This is a genomic window from Algoriphagus hitonicola, assembly GCF_900113375.1.
GTDB classification, from domain to species: domain Bacteria; phylum Bacteroidota; class Bacteroidia; order Cytophagales; family Cyclobacteriaceae; genus Algoriphagus; species Algoriphagus hitonicola.
Genome location: NZ_FOPC01000012.1, coordinates 1 through 16953, shown reverse-complemented (window position 1 = coordinate 16953; position 16953 = coordinate 1). Strand labels below are relative to the sequence as shown.

The window sequence follows — 16953 nt, the reverse complement described above, 5'->3', positions numbered from 1 at the left end:
GATTTCAATTATTTTCAGTAATTACAATTTCAGAAACTGTTTCACCTCCTCACAATCATTTCACTCTCCCCATCATACCTGTAATTTACAATTTTCCCATTAATGATTAATTCAATGGCTTGTTCGATCACAGCTAGAGGTGCAATGAACCATTCCCGAGGGGTGTGTCGCTGTCCTCGCTCGTCAAATATATCTATGTTTAAACAAGAGGTTCCAAAGAAGGTATGAATCAACTGCTCGAACTTCTGGGGATTCATATTGTAGCATTTCCATCCGGCTATATACTCCACTTTCGCCATTAAATAAGTAGGCTCACGCTCCGCATTCTTGATTCTGTCTTCAATATCAACTTTGGAATACCCGATTTTGTACAGATTGCTGATGGATTGGATTTGCTTATCCTGACTTTGGGATTTCAACACATAGATGTATCCAGCTTCTTCATCTTCCTCTGAGATTTGGCCAAATGTTTCTGCAAATCCCTCATTAACCTTCTCGAAATTCTGTGTGACAGCCTTGCCATTCATCAATAAGACTTTGTAAAGGGACCGATAGAGCATGTTCGATTCGGTACCGTTTTCAAATATGGTCCGGGTCCTTCCATCTTTTCTTTGTCTTGAACCACTTTTGAATTTCTGCACGTCTTCATCTAAATTCACATTCTCCAGGTACAGCAAAACACCATTGTTGACATAAAAATCACCTGCTCTCAGATTGTCTTGCTTGAAGGGAATCAGCTTCCTTTTTCCTTGTGAAAGCTCCTGCTGCACGGCTTTAAAAATTGCTTCATACTGATCGAAATTCTTGCAAGGTCGGCGCTGTGCAACAAAATCTGCCTGCGCTCTATCATAATCTTTCGGAGTATGTTTGAACTCAAACAGCCCCAAATCATCATCTAACAAGCCTAATTGATCACCTGAGAAAATATCATCAATGGACTCAATCTTCTTTGGTTTGAAATAGTTTTCTTTTGGCTCTGCAACAAATCCACTTGGCTCTTTCAGCAATTCAAATTCATCCAAATCACGTAGCATATTAGCTTTGTCAGGATCACCCCTGAATCCCTTCAACCTCAAATACAATTGATATTCTGAAATGTCACTGGTGTTGGGCAAGGGTTCTCGCCCGTTTGTTTTGTAGAATTGATTAATCTCATCAAAAGATGATTTCATACGCTCATCCGGTGTCCGAGTCGAATAGGATTTAGGTTTGGTCGCCAATAACCCGAACGGATCATTTTCAAAAATCTCATTTAAAACACGGTCCTTATCCATTTGCCATTCGTTTACGTTTTTCCTCCTTTAGGTAAATCACGCATTCGGCCATTCTACGCTCCAATGGATTATTAGAATTGATATTCGGTTCTTTTTGATAGGTCTTTACAAACTCCTGAATCTTGGGCCAAAGGATCTTGGCCTCCTCAAAATCCATTTTAATCCGTGTGGCATAAATCGTTTCCTGAATCACTTTTAAAACCTTGGTGTCTACAGATTTTGACAGCACTTCAAATGCTCGCTGAAATGGATTCACCTGATCAATCAAATCAATGTGCAAGTCGTCAAGATTGACAAACTGATCTGCCATCTTGATAAACCGCTTGTCCCCTTGCTCTACAATCTCGGCTTTCTTGACTACAGAGTCTGTCACCACATACTGGCGCACTTCTTCCACTTCTTCTTCTGACAGCTCCGGATATTTCACCCGGATAATTTTTGGTGTCAATACCTTATTGATTACTTCCGGCTCCACCACGTTTCCGGATATTGCTTTCATGATCTGATCGTCTTGCAGGATGGCTGCTTTCAGATCATTCAAGTCTGATTCAATGATTTCCTTCACCCGCTTGCTGCTTGGCTCTTTTAGCCCACGGATCTTCAATTCACCCGGCTTGGCTTTGTCTGTGTCTGAAACTTTTGTTTTGAAAGACCAATTCGGAGCCAAAACCTGCTCCATCAAGAGCGAGGCTGTAATGGCTTTCAGCATGTTGTTGACAGACAACTTCACCAAATCATCAGCTGCATCGGGCTGTGCAATCAGGTTGGTGAACTGTGCATGGGTCTTGTTTTCGCTGTCACGGGTGGCACGGCCAATAATCTGAATGATCTCTGTCAGGGAACCTCTGTAACCGACCGTCAGCGCATGTTCGCAATAAGGCCAGTCAAAGCCTTCTTTCGCCATCCCCAATGCAATGATCAAATCCATGTCATCCACTAATTTGATGTTTCTAAGGTAGGCGACAATCTTATCTCGCTCTTTGGAACTATCCTCCACTAAATCTGCAACCTTGAGGACTTTGCCATCCTTAGCACGTTTCAAAAAGATCACGCCAGTTGTAGGGTCCTGTCCGATAACATCACCGATTGAATCGAGGATGAAATCTACCTCATCGTGTTTTTTCTTGGTCGATTCCCCTGCATTCACATTGGGGATGTGGAGGATGGTTTTTTTGTCTGTATCGAGGATTTCGGAGATTGCTTCCGTATATCTGCCCTGATAAAAGTGATATCCAATTCCCAGAGACTTCAGATACTGGTATCCGTTAAGCTGCTGGTAATAGTTGTAGGTTACTTTGGTAAATCGTGCTTCATCCTCCGGAGTCAGGATCGGTACCGAGTCGCCCCTGAAATAAGATCCAGTCATCGCAATGATGTGCGCTGTGGACTTGTCTATGATGTTTCGAAGCAAATCACCCAGGCGATTGTTTACATCGGCAGAAACATGGTGAAATTCATCAATGGCAATCAGCGTATCATTGAAGGCTGTTTCATCCAGTTCCTCGAAGGCAAAGCGCAAGGTTGCATGGGTACAAATCAGAATCCGCTCATTGGGCTTGCGCATGAAATTGTGAAATGCCTGCACCTTGCTATTGCTGCCATCACTGCCGGGAGTACACAGGTTGTACTGATCGTTGGGCTCCCAATTGGCAAAAAAGCCATGGCGCATCAAGTCTGTTCGTTCAAAAGAACCTCCAATGGATCGTTCGGGAACAGCGACAATCACTTTTTTGATTCCCTGATTGTTCAGCTTGTCCAGAGCCAAAAACATCAAGGCTCGGGATTTCCCGGAGGCTGGTGGAGCCTTCAAAAGTAAATACTGCGCATCACGGGCTTCAAATGCCTTAGCTTGCATATCCCGCATTCCTATGGGATTGGTGACTGTGCTTTCGCCTGTCTGATGGTAGTTGACTTCTACTATGTTGGGCATTACAAAAAGGTTTTTCGTCTAAAGTTCGTCTAAATCAAAAATCACAAAACATTGATTTTCAATTGTTTTTATTCATTTTTCGTCTAAAAGTTCGTCTAAACCACTTGAACGTATTTTATAATTAGATAAACTTTAGACCTTTTTCAAATCATGCGATCACATAAGCATCACATAAAATACACTTGTAAATCAATCACTTACAAATCACCTAGGCTAATCTGTCACATGACCGTCACATAAGAATTAAGCCCAGAAAGGAATATAGCTAGCGTACTTCCTGGACTTGTTCTCCGGATCTTCTTCTTTGATTACTCCTTCCTGAATGGCATCCCGGATTATCCTGGATGCAACTGAATAATTATGATCTTCGATTTTAAACCTATCTCGGAGACTTTGATTAGTCATTTTTTCATTGGAAACGTACTTCAAACAGGAATGCTGATAACAAGCTCTTATTTTTTCCTTTTTATCAAGATCGTTCAATGATTTGTAGCTGTATAGGGAAACCCTAGTCCTGTTTTCTGAAACCACCACATTGATAGGAGGTAATTGGAATAGCTCATTGTAGAAAATTACTTTATCCATTCCACTTCCTTTTTCCTCACAAAAGCCCATTCTTCGCATCAAATCGGCTAATTTCTCATTTCTGGAAAGGTAAGCATCTATAAATCTATCGGGAGTAACCAACGGATTTCCTGGATTGGAAATCTCAATTCGATCACTAAACACCTCTATCATCGGAAAGCCTTTCACAGAAAAATCCTGATGAATCAATGCATTTGCAACCAACTCTCGGATAGCTACTTCAGGATACATCCTTGTTTCTGTTCGAAGGGCCTTGCCGATTTCTTCATTGGCAGGCAATTGACTGTTTATCCAATCCACAAGACCTTCAAAACCCAAGGCATAGCCCTTTCCTCCGATCTGTTCCCGCTCAGTTTCTACTTTATTCTTCCCTTTGTAAACAATTACCCGTACAGCCTTTCTTTCGGTGCTCTCAAAATCCCGGAGTTGTTTTGCGAATAAAATTGCTCCCAGCTTGGTAATAGCATAAGTCTTATGCTTTACAATCAGCCCTTCCTCCAAAAACTTTGAGATTACACCCTCAATCGTGGAGGGATATGGGATTTTCATCAAGTCAAAATAAGTCTCTCCACTCAGGTATTTCGTAATGTCTGAAATAGAAAGATTGTCTAAGGCAATCTCCTTTTCAAACGCCACACTTTCCTTTTTCCAGATTTTTGCCTGCTTCTCTGGAAACTCATTCAGCTTTCTGGTAATGGTGTTTACTCGAATGTATGCCTGATGAAGAAATTCTACGGGTTGACTTTTGGTAGCTGGAATAACGAAAAGTGAAATATGCCGGGTGGAATCATAATCAAATTCATAAACCTGGAAATCAATTCGGGGATTGAGCCTAGTAGCCAACCAATGCTCTAAATCCTCTTTCCCTTTTGTATGCGATTTCGCTTTAAAGGTGGTCCCTTTGATGATATGTGTTTTGTCCTCTACCCCAAAAATCAAATAGCCAAATGGCTGATTGTGAATACAAGCTCCATTCGACAGGGCAGAAAGTCGCTCGCCTATTTCTTCAGCTGAATGAAAATTGAGCTTAAACTCAACCCATTCGCTTTCATTTGGCTGCTTGACCAAATCATTCAACAAGGATTTTAACTGGTCTTGATTCATTTAATCAACTCTTTGCGCTTACTTATTTTCGGTTATTTTCTTTAGAAAAGGCTTAAATCAGATCAATTGAGCCTATTTCGGGAAGTTTATTTTTAATTTATTTTTTTTAGCCAAAGTATAACTTCAGCATTTCTCACATCCTTCCATAAAGCAAGGGATTAGAAAGAATACCAGCAACCACATTAGCCAAAACATCTCCACCGAAGCTTTTTAATTTCTGCTTTACTCCCGGTTTTCCATTCTGTTTTAATGCTTCCATTACCTCTTTTAATTGCTCTGGAGTCAAGGCTGCCTCTAAGGATTCCTTTACAATTTTAATATTGATCTGATCAAAGCTGTAATTAACGGAACCTTGGTTTACTTGACCAATATTGTGAGCATGGAACGTATTATTGAATACTTGAAGAGGTTTGGGTTGGTATTCAAAATCAAACTCCTCAACCGGAACATCTTGCGCCATGAGGGTCTTCCCGTATTTATAAAATCTCGTATCAGGCTTGTATGATCCTTTTTCCTTTCTCAAAACCCCAAAAGACTCAAGCTTTCTCAATATCTGAAACTCCTCATTTGAAATGCTATCATTGATCGGAATCATCCCAATCTGTGATTCAAAAAGATCCTTTAATATTTTGGTTTGAACTGATTCCATATCCTTACTTCTTATTTTTGGACGCTTTCTTTACCTTCTCAAACAAACTCCCCCTCGTCTGCTCCTCGGCAATCATCTTTTCATACATCTTAAACAGGTGCTCTAGGCGTTCCTCATCGGACTCAAAGGGCTTACTGCGGTAGCATCGCTCGATCACCTCATCATTGGCTTGGTGCGCTGCACGAAGTCCGGCAGGCATTTTATCGGGATCATATAGCTCGGCTAGTGTTTTCTCAGGGTGCTTTTCTCGTTCTTCAAGGATTCTTAAAACACTTCGATTTATTTCCTCTTTTCGTTCCTTTGTGATTTCAGGAAATGGGAATGTATTATATGAAAGTTCAGCAGAATACCTGATCCTAGACTCTAATCTTCCAGAAACAGTGTTAACCCAAATCAAATGGATTCTTGAAGTGATAATTCCCAAATGGAAAGCTTCAGCGTTATAAATTGCTTGGGTAGAATTATTTACCACAGTCCCTTTTGGAAGAAAACCCATAGGAATGTACTCACGGCCTTCCGAAGAAGTGGCTGGAATTACAATAAAACTTGATTCCTTATGCCTTACTTCTCCAAACCTATAAGGAATATTAGACAATTTTCTTGTTGCTTCTCTTTTACTTTCTAGTCGATATTTTTCCACCTTTTTTATCCGTTCTTCAATGGATTTAATTTCCATTGCCTCTGCAAATTGATCTGATTCAATCCATAAACAATATCTTTTTTTCCCATACAAAAAATCTTGTCCTCCATACATCGTCTTAGTAAACTTTTTAATTCTAGAATCCTTTTCAACAGCTTCTTCAAGCTCTTCTTCTGTGTTAAAAATCAAATGTCCTCCATCATTAGGCATACTTCCGAAAACAATTTTTGGAAGATTTGAAAGGGGATTGCTTCTACTCAATACTAAAATTGTGGAGCCCTGTACCAAATAAGGTGAAATTACCGAAGTAGGTATTTTCAATTCATTAGTGAAAATAATTTTCTTTTGAGAACTGGTTGATCCCAATCCAAGAATGATTACGGTAACTCCTGCTTGATTTTTGGCATTATTCGCCCATTTGAAAGGCTGGTATGCGAATCGTATTTCCGAATGCCTTAAAATAAAAGGCCAAAGAACAGCTACCTGTGATCCCTGACAAATTGAGTTCGTTGAAACAAATGCTGCTTCTGAAATTGAATTCTCAACAAATAAACTTGCTTTTAAAAACCAACAGGTTATGTAGTCAAGATCATTGAAAGATATTTTCGTGTTCTCAAAGACTTTTGCCATGTCATCCTTTTGTTCTGGCTTTAAAAGTCTTGCTCCATAATAAGGAGGATTCCCCAAAATATAAATCTCCGAATCAGGACTTTTAGGGCAAACCGATTCCCAATCAATTCGACAGGCATTGCCATGGACGATATGCCCGGATTCTTTAAGCGGAAGAGTAGGTGAAGTCTGACCAAACTCCTTTTTGAATTCCACATTCATCTGATGCTCCGCAAGCCAAAGAGATAATTGAGCAATCTCATGTGCAAAGTCATCCAACTCGATCCCGTAAAACTGGGATAGATGAATCCTGGAAAACAGCTCTACCTGAAAGGATGCAGCCAAGCTCAGTTGAGATTTTGGAATAAAGCTCATCTGCTCCGACTTGGGGCTGAATCCTGCTGCCATTCGCTGAAGTTCCTGCAAATGGTAGATAATGGCGATTTCCAGCTTGCGAAGCTCTTTGTATGCTATAATCAGGAAGTTTCCACTACCGCAAGCGGGATCAAATATTTTAATCTTGCTCAGTCGATACAGGAGTTCATTTAGCTTTTTGGGATTGCCCTTAGCGGCTTCAAACGCCTCATAGAGTTCATTCAGAAACAGGGGCTCAATCACCTTCATGATATTGGGCACGGAGGTATAGTGCATCCCCAAGCCTCCACGGTGCTCAGGTGTGATCACCGCCTGAATCATCGATCCGAAAATATCCGGATTGATAGCACTCCAGTCGAGTTCCCCGCTATCAATGATTACCTGCCTGGATCTCCGTGTAAATACCGGAGAGGGATGCTTGTGCCTAAACAGACCACCGTTGACATAGGGAAAATCATTCAGGTAGTGGGGAAGGTCTTTGCGCTGCTCTTTGGGTGTATTCAGCACCTCAAACAGTCGGTCCAAATACACATGCAGATCGGTCCCGTCTGCCTGCGTATGTGAGGCAATGGCCCCTGTAAATTGCTTTTCCTTGAAAATATTGGTATCCTCTGCAAAAAAGCAAAACAACAATCGGGAAAGGAATACATTCAGCCCATGGACAAATTCCGGTGCGGTATCGGGATTGTCCTTTCGGATTTCATCGTACAGACGGGCCATCTTTTCAGCAGCCCTGACATCTGCGGGATTCTCCTCGGCATATTGAGCCTTTTCCATTCCTGCCCAAGGAAGAAAGAAATCCAAGTGCTTGGGCAGATTCTCGATTTCTGCATCGAGTGAATCGGCTGTCTTGGTATCGAATGCCGCCAACTGCCTGTAATCAGTCACGATCACAAAGCGTTGGTCATGGATGGCTTGAGGCTTCAGGTCGGCAAGTGCCTGATGCAAATCCTGCTCAAAGACCTCCTTGAACAATACCTTCTTTTTCCAATTGACCACTCCGGGACCTTTGAACAGATTGAGATTTCCGTTTTGCAGCCGGGCAATCGAAGCCTTGGATGTACCATAGGCCAAAAGCAAGTCAAAAATGAATGTTTCCTGATTAAAATTGGAAATCAGCTTTTGGAGGTTTTTCTCGATTTGCGTAATGGTCATAACTTAAAATAAGGAAAATTTCAGGAAGTTTGTATCAAATCTCGGATGGATTCGACGGTAATATGAGGATCGGTCAGCTTTGAAGCATTCAATTCCCCCAATTCAATTTTTCGCATGACTGATCTAACCGCATCTGCAAAATCTTCATAAAAATCCTCTAATACCAAAATCAATCTACCTTGGTGGTCAAAAGCAAGATGCAATTCGCCCTGAAAGTCTGATGAAGTTCTTTCAGAAAGCCTAAATTTGGATTGATTTGGCCGAAACTGGTGAACCATTGGACTTCTCAAATCTTCAAAAAACTTGATGCTACTTCCTTCTCCAGTAAATGGGTGGTATTCTTTCCTAAAATTTCTCAAGCCCTTGTTAAATCGGTCTTTTGGCAATTTTCTTTCGTAAAGTTCAAAGGGTTTATCATCCTCACAGGCTCCTAAAAATTCTACTCCCTGAATAATCAATAGAAATTTCAGGTATGCATTTCCGAAACTCCCAATTATACCTCCAAGCTCATGTAAAAAAAGCACCTCCAAGAATTTAGACGCTTCCAATGGTCTGTATTCAATACTGTCTATTTGCTCCTTGGTTAGCTGGATATGTTTTTTCTTTTCCATTTTTCAAAAAATCTATATGTACTGCAAACTAAAGAATTGTAATTAATAAAAAACACCCATTTCAGATTATTTTTAAATTTGGAGAAGATCAGTTTAGATCATAAAGAAAATCCGTAGCTTCAATGGAGAAAATGAAAACAACCCAATTTCCTATAAATCAAAAAGAAAATGGTTAATCAATGTTCCAATACCAATCAGGATCAGCCGAAAACAAATCATCCAACCCATCTCGAATTTCATCTTTTTCATTCGAAAGATATTTATTTTCCAAAAAACGTTCTTCATAATCGTCTTCCTCCTTATCATTTTTCATTTTTAACTTTTCTTCTAAATCAATAGAAACATATCTATATAATTCATAAAATGGGATTTGAAGCAAAGAACTATCTTTATATACACTTTCAGCTCCACTTTTTTGCAATTGTAAAACTATGGTGTCTAAATAATTTAAAAATGATTTATCCACAATATTACCTTGAATATTTTTTAGTTCGTATCCGAAAATTTCTTTTTCATCATTATAAATTTTGAAAATCTCATCACGCCATGGATTATTTCTAAATAATACCGCAGACAAATGTTCCCAATCTAAAAATCCAGACTTACAATTATTTGAAACAAAATAACTAAACGACGGAGAGAATTTCATTAGATCTACTAATCTAACTGGGACCAAAAATTTTTCTTGTACTTTAAAATTCAAATATTGAACTACTTTCACATTTCCACAGGACCAATTATCGAATGAAAGAAATGAATCAATATTGTCTTGATCAACAACAAAGGCTCCAACTCTTGAAATTTTATCAATATTAGCCTTTAAATAATGATGAAATTCATTCCACTCAGATTTTTTTACGGGGAAAATCAAATTACTATGTGAAGGAATGATAATTAAATCTGAGAGGTCCAACAAATGATAAACTAAAAAAAAATCCAATAAAGCAACTTCTGATAATTTATCAGAATCACTATAGTCCAATTTATATTTTTGAAAAAAAACGTCTCTAGGACTTAAGTTTTTTACTCCGTTTTCCAATTCACTAATTATACCTGAGTAACTCTTATTTATTCTCTCAAATGAATCATTTATTTTTCTTCTCACTTCCATTTCCAAAGCTCCAAACTTTCGGATTTTCTTTAAGTTAAATAAATCAATATAATCTAAAACATGAATTTCATTAATAGCTTTTAAATCCCAAACTTTTAAAAATCGGGATCCGGCTGTATCAATTCTATCCCAAGAAGGTTTAAAAAAATTCTCATCCCCAAACTCAAACCTTTTAAAAAAATGAATTTCACAGTTATTATCCATTGGAAGTAAACCAATTTTTACATATATTTTTTTCATAAATTTTTATTTTAAAATAGAGAGAAATAACCCATCTCCATCCTTTGGCTTATTAGTGTAATGTAAATCAGTATTGTGGCACTAACTTTCAAAATAAATCACTGAAACGGAAGGGAATCTTATCCCCTGTTCTCTTTCTTCTAGGACGACTTTCAAATATTAATCGCAGTCCTTTGAAAAATTGCTAATCCGAACATGATGAGCACAGGACTCTGGCGTGAAGTCAAAAAGCCTCCGATGTAGTATTGAAGGAAAGAAATGCCCGATTTTCTCATAAATATGATAGCAAATAAAGAGTGCGATGGAAAATCCCCCTTTGTCATCTGTCCCAATTGAAATGACTCTACAGGCTGTACCGACTTGCTCTAAGGTGTATTGAACCCTTTCGTCTTTTGAATAATTCGATAAGACGAAAATCCTCCACCATTTATCCTCGAACCAATATTGGACCCTATAAATACACTCTTTCATAAAATACACTCTTTCATATTCTCAGAGGCATTGATCAGGAATTCGCTCTCCTTTTTGGCAAGGCCTGATAAATTGTGTTGCATACTTTTTAATTCACTAGAATCATTATTCGAGTTTAAATAAAAATCTGAATTTATCAATAAACTTTTGTCCCAATATATTTCAAAAATAACTTTGCATTCTCATCCTTATCCTTTGGCTTTCCAATGTATTGAAGGAAGGTGCTTTCCTTGACATGCCCAGTGATTCCCATGATCACAGTTGTCGGGATTTTCTTGTAGTAGTTGGTGGAAAAGGACCTACGGCAGGTATGGGTAGTTATCAGATCATGTTTGGGGTATTTCCCAAACACCTTGCGTTTGGTGTCCTTGTCGTACTTCTTCCCCTCGATTAGCTCATTAAGGTTGGCAGCTTTGGCCACTTCTTTGATATAGTCGTTTAGGTTCTGCAAGGCAATTCGTTCTGGAAACCCTTGATCCAAAATTTGCTTTGCTCTGGGAGTAACTGGTACAGAAACATGCTTTTTACCTTTCTGCTGATTCACATCTATAAATTGTCCCTCTGGTATACTCCGAATATCGGAGGGTTTGATTTTTAGTAAATCCTCTCCTCTCTGACCCAATTCACAGCCAAGTAAAAGCCACTTTCTGGCATTGATCAATGCTTCTCTTTTCAATTCGGCTTCTTCAATTTGCTTTAATTCATCCGGTGAAAGGGTGACGATATTCCTATCCTCATTTGATTCGGTGAATGATTCAATTTTCATAGCATTGGGATGCACCGTGACTCCAAGCTTTTCTGCATCCTTGGAAATGCTTTTCAGGAATGCTAATGACTTCCCTGCATGATTGACTGAGTATCCTTTCTCCTTCAGCAACCATTTTTTAAACTTCTCTACCATTTCCGGAGACAAGTCTCCAAACCTAAAGGGCTTCCTGATATACTTTTCAAAGTCAAGAATGATTTGTTTGAAGGTTTGGTAATTCTTGACTGTATTAGCGGCCAACCCGATCTTACTTTTTCCTGGAATCTTTCGAGTATCTGCATTGTCGATGATGTATTGGACCTGATAGGATACAAGAGAAATATCTGTCTGCTTTTTCCGCTTGAAACACTCGTTTGTTTTACGTTCCAGAAACTCATTGTTGATTTCGATTCCATTCGCTTGGGCATCATTGATACATTCAAGCAGATACTTCTCAAGCGTTTTCAAATTAGTTGCCACCTTCTTATTGGCTTCATCATTCTGCTTGGGAAAACCTTTGGCTTCACTCCAGTTTGATGGATGAATTGAAAAACCTGTCCGTATTCTAAAAAACGAACCTCTTCCCATGGATAGGTAAAAGTAAATTGGAACAGCCTTGTTTGCCTCGCTCCTTAGCTGAAATTTGATTGTCGCCATTTAATTGATGTTTGCCAAATTTATATTTTTGGCAAACTATTGGCAAACATTCTGTGGATTTCTTTGGATCGTATACTATCTTATACTACTAATCCAATCTTGAAAAACAGCTTTAATTCATCCATTTAATTGATTTAAAGACTATTTTGGAAGAATTTTAAACGAATAAAAAGTTAGAAAATTCAATAGGTTCGACTCCGGCCCTACCTTCGGTAGGCAGGCCTGGGTACAAAGGCTCACAGAAATGTGGGCCTTTTTTTTTGCCCATTGCGGGAGGAGAAGGCTATCCCGATGAAGTGTAGCGGATATCGGGAACTCCGGCCCTACCTTTGACAGAGGGCCTGGGTACAAAAACCCCTTCAGAAGCAATTTTGAAGGGGTTTTTTCATTTTTAGGCAAACTATTGGCAAACATTTCAGAAAATCAGGTTTCGATGCTCCTTAGAAATCAAATATTCGTTAGAGATACTCTTACAGAAACCAGACTTGAAGAGCTTTATTCCAAAATCTTTTTGATCCAAAAAAGTGGCCGAATAAACCAAGATTGCTTTCTCACCATCGCTGAGTAGATTTTCAAGATATTTGAGCTTATTGTCAAGCTTGCCTCTTTCTGCAATTTCTAGCAATGGATAAATCATCCTAATGAAATCCTCATATTGGCCAGAATTCTTGTTAAAAGCACTTTTTGTTAAATGATTTCTCAACGAATTTCGGAATTCATCCGGTCTATTTAAATCAAATCCCAAATCCTTTTTAGAATCACCTCTTACAGCCTTTCTGACATTCTTCCAATAGGAATCAAATGCCTTTGAACCTGAATTCTGATCCCATGTATATATAACCTCGGCTCTAAACTCATTCCAAAGGTTTAGATACTCCGCAAACTCCTTAGAAGCATCTTCCTTATCTAATCTTTCCCTCTGCTCATCCAATTGTCTTTGCTGACCTAGAAAAGTTAGATACACATAAATAAAGCCTACCAAAGCTGCTAATGGCCCTGCGAGGCCACCAACATAGATAGCATAATCGATAGAGGCAATACAGAAGCTCTCGGGAAGAAATAATGGGACTAAAAAAATTGAAACAATTATACCTAGAAGCAACCAAGCAAATCCCTTGAGAATACTGTCATTTCCATTTGAAGAGTACCCCATTTTAAATTATAATTAGTTTGAACTCGTATTAATTATCCCCACAATCCCCCTAAACCCATCCAAAGCAGCCTCCACATCTTCCAAGATTTCTAGAGCCAACTCATCAGAATCAGGAAGATTGTCTAAGTCAGCAAGGCTCTTGTCTTTGAGCCAGAATATATCGAGGTTGGTTTTGTCTCTGGCAATGATTTCCTCATAGCTGAATTTTCTCCAACGTCCGTCGGGGTTCGATTCCGAAAAAGTTTCTTTTCGCTTGTGTCGGTTGGACGGATTGTAGAGCGTGATAAAATCTCGCAAGTCCTCCAGCTGCATAGTCCCCTTCTTCAGGGTGTGATGAATGTTTGTCCGGTAATCGTAAATCCACACTTCCTTGGTCCAAGCTTCTTTGGATGCAGGCTTGTTATCAAAAAACAGCACGTTTGCTTTCACTCCATTGGCATAGAAGATTCCTGTTGGAAGTCGTAGTATCGTATGAAGCTCAGTTGTTTTCAGTAATTCCTTTCGAACTGTTTCACCTGCGCCACCTTCAAACAACACGTTGTCTGGTAATACCACAGCAGCCTCACCTGTGATCTTCATCAATGATCGGATATGCTGCAAGAAGTTCAGTTGCTTGTTGGATGTGGAGGCCCAGAAGTCTTGTCTGTTATAGCTGAGGTCTTGTTTCTCTTGTTCGCCTTCCTCATTGGTGATTGTCATGCTGCTCTTCTTTCCAAACGGAGGATTGGCAAGCACATAATCTACCCGTATCCCCTCGTCTGCTATCAATGCATCATTCGGTGAGATAAAGGTCTCTCCATCAATTTCTCCGATGTTGTGGAGAAACATATTCATCAGACACAGCCTTCTTGTTCCGGCAACAATCTCGTTTCCTGAGAAAGTGCTGTTTTTAAGGAACTTCTTTTGGTCGCTGTCTAGAGAATGGTGATTGATGATGTAATCGTAAGCAGCTAGGAAAAAGCCTCCCGTACCGCAACTTGGATCATGGATTTTCTTGCCTGGCTTAGGTGCCAAACATTCCACCATAGCTTGAATCAATGCTCTTGGTGTGAAATACTGTCCTGCACCGGATTTGGTATCGGATGCATTTTTCTCTAAAAGCCCTTCGTAGATGTCCCCTTTGATATCTGCGCCTACCATGGTCCATTGCTCCTTGCCGATCATGTCGATCACCCGAAGCAATTTTGCCGGATCTTGGATTTTGTTCTGTGACTTCGTGAAGATCTGGCCAAGAATCCCTTTCTCTGTCCCTAGCGAACGAAGCATCTGTGAATAATAAGCTTCGAGTTCTGCCCCTCTTTTCTTGGAAAGTGTCTCCCAATCACACAGTTCTCCATCTTCGAGCTCAGTTCCTTCGGTATCCTTTATCCGGGGAAAAGTCATTTTTTTGGAATAGGGTGGCTTGGACATTTCGTCGGCCATCTTGAGGAATAGCAAATAGGTAATCTGCTCCAGATAGTCTCCATAACCAACGCCATCATCACGGAGCACGTTGGCAAAATTCCAGACTTTTGATATTAATGCTGATTCGGTCATTTTTCTTTTTTAGTAAATCAAAAATCTGTTTTCAAGGTCCTTTTCGTTTTTCTGGTAAGCCCAATATTCCAGCCTCACACTGATTACTGACCGAATTTGATTTAAATACGAATTTTCGAAATCCTTTAATTTTACAGGACCAACGATGACCAGTTTTTTAATTTTAATACCATTATCAAGGAATGCATATTCAAATAATTGGCCTAAAGCTTGTCGAAAATTTAAAAGTCCAGTACTACTTGTCTTAGCTTCAAAAATGCTAACCAGTCCTTTTTCGTTAATTGCAAAATCAACGATACAATCTCCAACAGTTGATTTTTCAGCTGATAAAAACTCAGGGTCAACTTTTAAGAAATTCTTATGATATTTATATAGGTCTTGTGTCAATGAAGAGTGAGAGCGAGTAATGTCCTTCTTTGACTGACTTGTAATTCGTTTATGAGAACCCGAAAAAATTATTTCTCCTGGATTAAACTTAAAAGAAGGGGATTTAATCGCTTCTAAAGCTAACTCAGACTCTTGATCCGCTGTTAGTTTGAATGGCTTAAACCTCCTGTAACTCTTTTCATTTTTATCTAAAAAAGGACTTCTAATAAGGTCAGAATACAAAAAAGCATCCTCCATTTTAAATCTAACATTAACCCAATAGCCCTCTTTTTTCGCACTTTTATAATCAGCTTTTACTTCTTTTAACTGATCGATTACGATGTTTAATTCTTTCTCAAATTGATCTTGATAATCTAAATCGTCGTCTAAAATCTCAACTTTTCGAAGCTCTCCGACAAGGTATCTTGCTTTATTCTCATTATTAATTGTAAACAAAATCACTTTCTCGATTACCTTATCATCACTAGGCATATCATCTACCCCTCGGATGTACCCATACTGATATCCTTCGAAATTGAAATCGAGATTGAAAAGCCACTCCTCATGACCAAATCCATATTGATGTTCATAAGCATATGCGGTATCTCCTTGCTTGGACTTTGACCAAACATGTCCCTGAGGTCTTTCCCAGTTGAATCTATTCCACGTTAAACGCATCAAGCGAGCAGTGATTTCTTTCTTCTTAGCCATGTTTTACTTGTTTATTTTTCTATCCCCCTTAATCCTCTCCAACAGTTTCTCCGCTGGCTCCCAGTCCGCCTCCTTGCGACAGGCTTCCAACTCTGCTTCAGTAAGCAACTTCCCTTCAAAGGCTTGCTTCAATATACTTTGTCGTAGGGATTCTGATTTCAGTAGATTAGTCTGAATGGTCTCAGCCAACTTATCCGCTACTGAAAGCCGAGATTCGATTTCTTGGACGATTTGGATTTGCTCTATAATCTCAGGAAGTTCTATATTAAGATCTAAAAGACGATTTTGGGTTAAATTAACCCCACTGTCATTTCCTCCTGTTTTAATTTCTTCAATTTTGTTTATGAATTCTGCAGAGTTAATTTTTAGCATAAAAAATGAAAGATTAACCGATTCCTTTAACCTTATCAGATAAACCTTATCACAGTTAAGTAGTCTTGGTCTAATTTTCTTTACTTCGCAACATACTCCAACCCGACTTCTTGGTCCCGCACGAGTGATTAATATATCTCCTACTTTAATTTCGTGCTGGATTCTAGGTTCAAGATGAGTAGGCAAAATTTTGTTTTCTTCTTCGACAAACTTCCCGTGTTGAATGGAAGATGTCTTAATAACAGCCCATTCATTTGGATCGCTGGAAGCTTGGTTTATACATTTTGGACTCCATCCCTGTGTAAGTTTCTCAACTATGTTTTGGAGCTTGTAGAATTTCCAATCCCCTGATATGGATCTGCTACATTTGATTGGACAGTAAGTTAAGCCCCTTAACTTAGAACCAATGAAAGAAGGAACAAGAAGAAGTTTTGACAAGGAATTCAAGAAGATGGTTGTCCAGCTTCACAAGAGTGGTAAATCATCGAATGAGATTGGCAGAGAATTGGGTATTCCCGGAGACATGGTTCGCCGTTGGAGTAGAGAGTATGAGTCCAGTGGAGATCAGAGTTTTGCAGGTAATGGCAAGCCGATTCTGAGTGCGGAACAGCGGGAAATAGCCGAATTGAAGAAAGCCTTGAAAGAGGCCCAAATCGAAC

General features: G+C 39.3%; 13 protein-coding genes. 1 reads left to right on the top strand and 12 read right to left on the bottom strand.

The features are described 5' to 3' along the window. Window positions 1-41 precede the first annotated feature (41 nt). The 12 genes from BM043_RS15245 to BM043_RS15185 form a co-directional block, all read right to left on the bottom strand. Window positions 42-1274 carry a GIY-YIG nuclease family protein gene (locus tag BM043_RS15245; protein WP_092793206.1) on the bottom strand — a complete coding sequence of 411 codons (1233 nt, stop codon included), beginning with the start codon at window positions 1272-1274 and terminating at the stop codon, window positions 42-44. Next, entirely contained in the window at window positions 1267-3204 is a 1938-nt protein-coding gene (locus tag BM043_RS15240; protein ID WP_092793204.1) for a DEAD/DEAH box helicase, read from the bottom strand. The genes BM043_RS15245 and BM043_RS15240 overlap by 8 nt, the downstream gene beginning before the upstream one ends. 243 nt (window positions 3205-3447) lie before the next feature. Next, window positions 3448-4893 (bottom strand): ATP-binding protein, encoded by a 1446-nt coding sequence (locus tag BM043_RS15235; RefSeq protein WP_092793203.1) that lies wholly within the window; start codon window positions 4891-4893, stop codon window positions 3448-3450. Window positions 4894-5026: 133 nt separating this feature from the next. Next, window positions 5027-5542, bottom strand: coding sequence for a hypothetical protein (locus BM043_RS15230; protein WP_143189554.1), 516 nt, complete (start codon window positions 5540-5542; stop codon window positions 5027-5029). A gap of 4 nt (window positions 5543-5546) precedes the next feature. Continuing rightward, on the bottom strand, window positions 5547-8321 hold the full coding sequence (locus tag BM043_RS15225) for a class I SAM-dependent DNA methyltransferase (RefSeq protein WP_092793200.1): 2775 nt from the start codon (window positions 8319-8321) through the stop codon (window positions 5547-5549). 20 nt (window positions 8322-8341) lie between these two features. Continuing rightward, complete coding sequence (locus tag BM043_RS15220) at window positions 8342-8932, bottom strand: hypothetical protein (protein ID WP_092793198.1); 591 nt, start codon at window positions 8930-8932, stop codon at window positions 8342-8344. 172 nt (window positions 8933-9104) lie between these two features. Next, window positions 9105-10283, bottom strand: a complete 1179-nt coding sequence (locus BM043_RS15215; RefSeq protein ID WP_092793196.1) for a hypothetical protein — start codon at window positions 10281-10283, stop codon at window positions 9105-9107. 607 nt (window positions 10284-10890) lie between these two features. Continuing rightward, window positions 10891-12156: a tyrosine-type recombinase/integrase gene (locus BM043_RS15210; protein ID WP_092793194.1), complete on the bottom strand. Its 1266-nt coding sequence runs from the start codon at window positions 12154-12156 to the stop codon at window positions 10891-10893. 415 nt (window positions 12157-12571) lie between these two features. Continuing rightward, complete coding sequence (locus BM043_RS15200) at window positions 12572-13309, bottom strand: hypothetical protein (protein ID WP_092793190.1); 738 nt, start codon at window positions 13307-13309, stop codon at window positions 12572-12574. 12 nt (window positions 13310-13321) lie between these two features. After that, window positions 13322-14845, bottom strand: coding sequence for a class I SAM-dependent DNA methyltransferase (locus BM043_RS15195; protein WP_092793188.1), 1524 nt, complete (start codon window positions 14843-14845; stop codon window positions 13322-13324). A gap of 9 nt (window positions 14846-14854) precedes the next feature. Next, a complete protein-coding gene (locus BM043_RS15190) occupies window positions 14855-15922 on the bottom strand; it encodes a hypothetical protein (protein ID WP_092793186.1) in 1068 nt (355 codons plus the stop codon). A gap of 3 nt (window positions 15923-15925) precedes the next feature. Next, a complete protein-coding gene (locus tag BM043_RS15185; protein ID WP_143189553.1) occupies window positions 15926-16480 on the bottom strand; it encodes a restriction endonuclease subunit S domain-containing protein in 555 nt (184 codons plus the stop codon). A 220-nt stretch (window positions 16481-16700) separates the two neighbouring features. Here BM043_RS15185 and BM043_RS15180 point away from each other — a divergent pair. Then, window positions 16701-16953: transposase (locus BM043_RS15180; RefSeq protein ID WP_143189494.1), on the top strand; the 253-nt coding region annotated here is incomplete at its 3' end.

What these genes read in the sequence shown, in the direction of transcription:
- BM043_RS15245 (WP_092793206.1), bottom strand. Translation starts at nt 1,274, where the DNA reads ATGGATAAGGACCGTGTTTTAAATGAGATTTTTGAAAATGATCCGTTC.
- BM043_RS15240 (WP_092793204.1), bottom strand. Translation starts at nt 3,204, where the DNA reads ATGCCCAACATAGTAGAAGTCAACTACCATCAGACAGGCGAAAGCACA.
- BM043_RS15235 (WP_092793203.1), bottom strand. Translation starts at nt 4,893, where the DNA reads ATGAATCAAGACCAGTTAAAATCCTTGTTGAATGATTTGGTCAAGCAG.
- BM043_RS15230 (WP_143189554.1), bottom strand. Translation starts at nt 5,542, where the DNA reads ATGGAATCAGTTCAAACCAAAATATTAAAGGATCTTTTTGAATCACAG.
- BM043_RS15225 (WP_092793200.1), bottom strand. Translation starts at nt 8,321, where the DNA reads ATGACCATTACGCAAATCGAGAAAAACCTCCAAAAGCTGATTTCCAAT.
- BM043_RS15220 (WP_092793198.1), bottom strand. Translation starts at nt 8,932, where the DNA reads ATGGAAAAGAAAAAACATATCCAGCTAACCAAGGAGCAAATAGACAGT.
- BM043_RS15215 (WP_092793196.1), bottom strand. Translation starts at nt 10,283, where the DNA reads ATGAAAAAAATATATGTAAAAATTGGTTTACTTCCAATGGATAATAAC.
- BM043_RS15210 (WP_092793194.1), bottom strand. Translation starts at nt 12,156, where the DNA reads ATGGCGACAATCAAATTTCAGCTAAGGAGCGAGGCAAACAAGGCTGTT.
- BM043_RS15200 (WP_092793190.1), bottom strand. Translation starts at nt 13,309, where the DNA reads ATGGGGTACTCTTCAAATGGAAATGACAGTATTCTCAAGGGATTTGCT.
- BM043_RS15195 (WP_092793188.1), bottom strand. Translation starts at nt 14,845, where the DNA reads ATGACCGAATCAGCATTAATATCAAAAGTCTGGAATTTTGCCAACGTG.
- BM043_RS15190 (WP_092793186.1), bottom strand. Translation starts at nt 15,922, where the DNA reads ATGGCTAAGAAGAAAGAAATCACTGCTCGCTTGATGCGTTTAACGTGG.